The organism is Methylobacterium sp. B1, from assembly GCF_000333255.1.
GTDB lineage: Bacteria > Pseudomonadota > Alphaproteobacteria > Rhizobiales > Beijerinckiaceae > Methylobacterium > Methylobacterium fujisawaense.
Genome location: NZ_BACT01000314.1, coordinates 1 through 2,833, shown reverse-complemented (window position 1 = coordinate 2,833; position 2,833 = coordinate 1). Strand labels below are relative to the sequence as shown.

Annotated in this window: 3 protein-coding genes; all 3 read left to right on the top strand. The window is 75.2% G+C overall.

What is annotated here, in order from left to right:
- On the top strand, positions 1 to 373 hold a 373-nt coding region (locus tag I53_RS09215), incomplete at its 5' end, for a phage BR0599 family protein (RefSeq protein ID WP_043349521.1).
- The gene (locus tag I53_RS09210) at positions 370 to 945 is read left to right on the top strand and encodes an NlpC/P60 family protein (protein WP_051044738.1); all 576 of its coding nucleotides are present in this window, start codon (positions 370 to 372) and stop codon (positions 943 to 945) included. The genes I53_RS09215 and I53_RS09210, both read left to right, overlap by 4 nt.
- A partial coding sequence (locus tag I53_RS09205; protein ID WP_043349516.1) for a glycoside hydrolase TIM-barrel-like domain-containing protein occupies positions 933 to 2,833 on the top strand: 1,901 nt, incomplete at its 3' end. The genes I53_RS09210 and I53_RS09205, both read left to right, overlap by 13 nt.

Genomic DNA, 2,833 nt, shown 5'->3' with positions numbered 1-2,833 from the left:
GACCACCGGCCGGGTGACCGGCGTGCCGGAGCCGGCCACGCTCGCGGCGACGCTCGTCGGCGCCTTCGCGGACGGCCTGTTCACCGGCGGGCGGCTCACCTGGACCGCGGGGGCCAATGCCGGGCTCGCGGCGGATCTGCGCCTCCAGCTCGGGTCCCTGATCGAGCTCTGGACCGTGCCACCCCGGCCGGTCGCCGTCGGCGACGGTTTCAGCCTCACGGCCGGGTGCGACAAGCGCTTCGCCACGTGCCGCGACCGCTTCGCCAATGCGGTCAATTTCCAGGGCTTCCCGCACATGCCCGGCAACGACGCGGTGATGCGCGCGGTGCCGGGCTCCGACCACGTCCTCGACGGCGGGAGCCTGTTCCGATGAGCGCGATGCGGCGGGATATCGGTGTTGCGGCGCTCGGCGAGGCGCGCCTGTGGCTGGGCACGCCCTACCGGCATCAGGCCTCGCTCCGGGGCGTAGGGTGCGACTGTCTGGGCTTGCTGCGCGGGGTCTGGCGCGGGCTCTACGGGGACGAGCCGGAGGGGCCGCCCCCCTATTCAGGAACCTGGGCGGAATCGGCCGCGCCCGGGACCGACCCCCTCACCGAAGCGGCCGCCCGCCACCTCGTGCCGGTGCCGGATAGGCCCGCGGCCTGCGCGCCGCGGCCGGGCGACGTCCTGCTCTTCGCCTTCCGCCGCCACCTGCCGGCCCGCCACTGCGCCATCGCCACCGGCGACGGCGCCATGATCCATGCCCACGACGGCGCGGTGGTCGCCGAGGTGGCGCTCACCGGCTGGTGGCGTCGGCACGTGACGGGGGTGTTCCGGTTTCCGGACGTCCCGTCGGGCCGCCGCGGCGTCGCCGAGTCCGACCTGCGGCCCGGCCGCGGTGCGCATCGAGACTGCCGAGTCGATGGCGAACAGGTCGATCTCGGAGCCCCGCCATGGCGACGCTGATCCTGTCCTCGGCCGGCGCGGCGGTGGGCACCGCCCTCGGCGGTCCGATCGGCGGCATGGTCGGGCGGGCGCTCGGCTCGGTCGCGGGCGCGGCGCTGGGCGGCGCCCTGTCGGGGTCCGGGCGGTCTACGCGCTTCGTCGAAGGGCCGCGGCTCGCCGACGTGGCCGGGCTCACCTCCACCGAGGGCGATCCGATCCCGCGGGTCTACGGCCGGGCGCGGATCGGCGGCACCCTGATCTGGGCGACCCGTCCGCGGGAGGTCGCCAACACCGCGGTGCAGCGCGCCGCCGCGCCCGCCAAGGCCATGGGCGGCCTGACGGGCGGCCAGAGGACCGTCACGACCCGCTACACCTACTTTGCCAACCTCGCGGTCGGTCTGTGCGAGGGCGAGATCGCCTTCGTCCGCCGGATCTGGGCGGACGGCAAGGAGATCGACCAGGTCGGCCTGAACCTTCGGGTCCATACCGGCGGCCCCGGCCAGGAGCCCGACCCGCTCATCGTCGCCAAGGAGGGGGCTGAGAACGCGCCGGCCTATCGCGGCCTCGCCTATGTGGTGTTCGAGAACCTGCCGCTCGCCACCTTCGGCAACCGCGTCCCGCAATTCGCCTTCGAGGTGATCCGCCCGGTCAACGGCCTGTTCGCCCGGGTGCGGGCCGTCGACCTGATCCCCGGCGCCAGCGAGTTCGGCCTCGATCCGGACCGGGTCACCGTCGATCTCGGGCTCGGCCGGACCGAGACCGCCAACCGGCACCAGCTCCAGCGCGGCACCGATGTCGTCGCCTCCCTCGACTCCCTCCAGGCGCTCTGCCCGAACCTGCGCCGGGTCGCCGTGGTGGCGACGTGGTTCGGCACCGACCTGCGGGCAGGATCCTGCCGGGTCGTGCCGAAGGTCGAGGCCGCCCACAAGCGCGCACTGCCGGAGGATTGGCGCGTTGCCGGGATCACCCGCGACCGGGCCGAGGTGGTCTCGACCCTGCCGGACGGCAGCCCGGCCTATGGCGGCACCCCCGCGGATGCGGGCCTGACCCGGCTGGTGGTCGAGCTGGCGCGCCGGGGGCTCGCGGTGTCGCTCTATCCGTTCGTCATGATGGACGTGCCGGCCGGCAATGCGCTGCCCGACCCGCACGTCCCCGGCGCCGCGCAGCCCGCCTATCCCTGGCGCGGCCGCATCACCTGCGATCCGGCCCCGGGCTGCCCGGGAAGTCCGGACGGGACCGCCGCGGCCGACGCGCAGGTCGCGGCCTTCTTCGCGGGTGGGTACCGTGCCGCTCTGCTCCACTACGCCGGCCTCGCGGCCGGCTGGGCGGCCTCCGGGGTGCCGCTCGCGGCCTTCGTGATCGGCAGCGAACTCGTCGGCCTCACCCGCGTGCGCGGCGCCGCCGGCTACCCGGCCGTGGACGCCCTGCGCGACCTCGCCGCCGCGCTCCGCGAACGCCTCGGCCCGGCGGTCACCCTGGTCTACGGCGCCGACTGGACCGAATACGGCGCCCATGTCCGCGACGGCGGCGCCACGGTGCGCTTCCCCCTGGACGCGCTCTTCGCCGATCCGAACATCGGCGCCGTGGGGATCGACTGGTACCCGCCCGTCTCCGACTGGCGCGACGACCCGGACCACGCCGACCTCGCGGTGACGGGCGACATCGCCGACCGGGCCTATCTCAAGGCGCGCGGCGCGTCCGGCGAGGCCTTCGACTGGTACTACGCCGACGCGGACGACCGGGCCGCCCAGGCGCGCCGGCCGATCACCGACGGCGCCGCCGGCAAGCCGTGGCTCTACCGGGCCAAGGATCTCGTCGCGTGGTGGTCGAGCCCGCACATGGAGCGCGACGGCGGCGTCGAGACCCGCAGCACCGCCTGGGTGCCGGCCGGCAAGCCGATCTGGCTCAC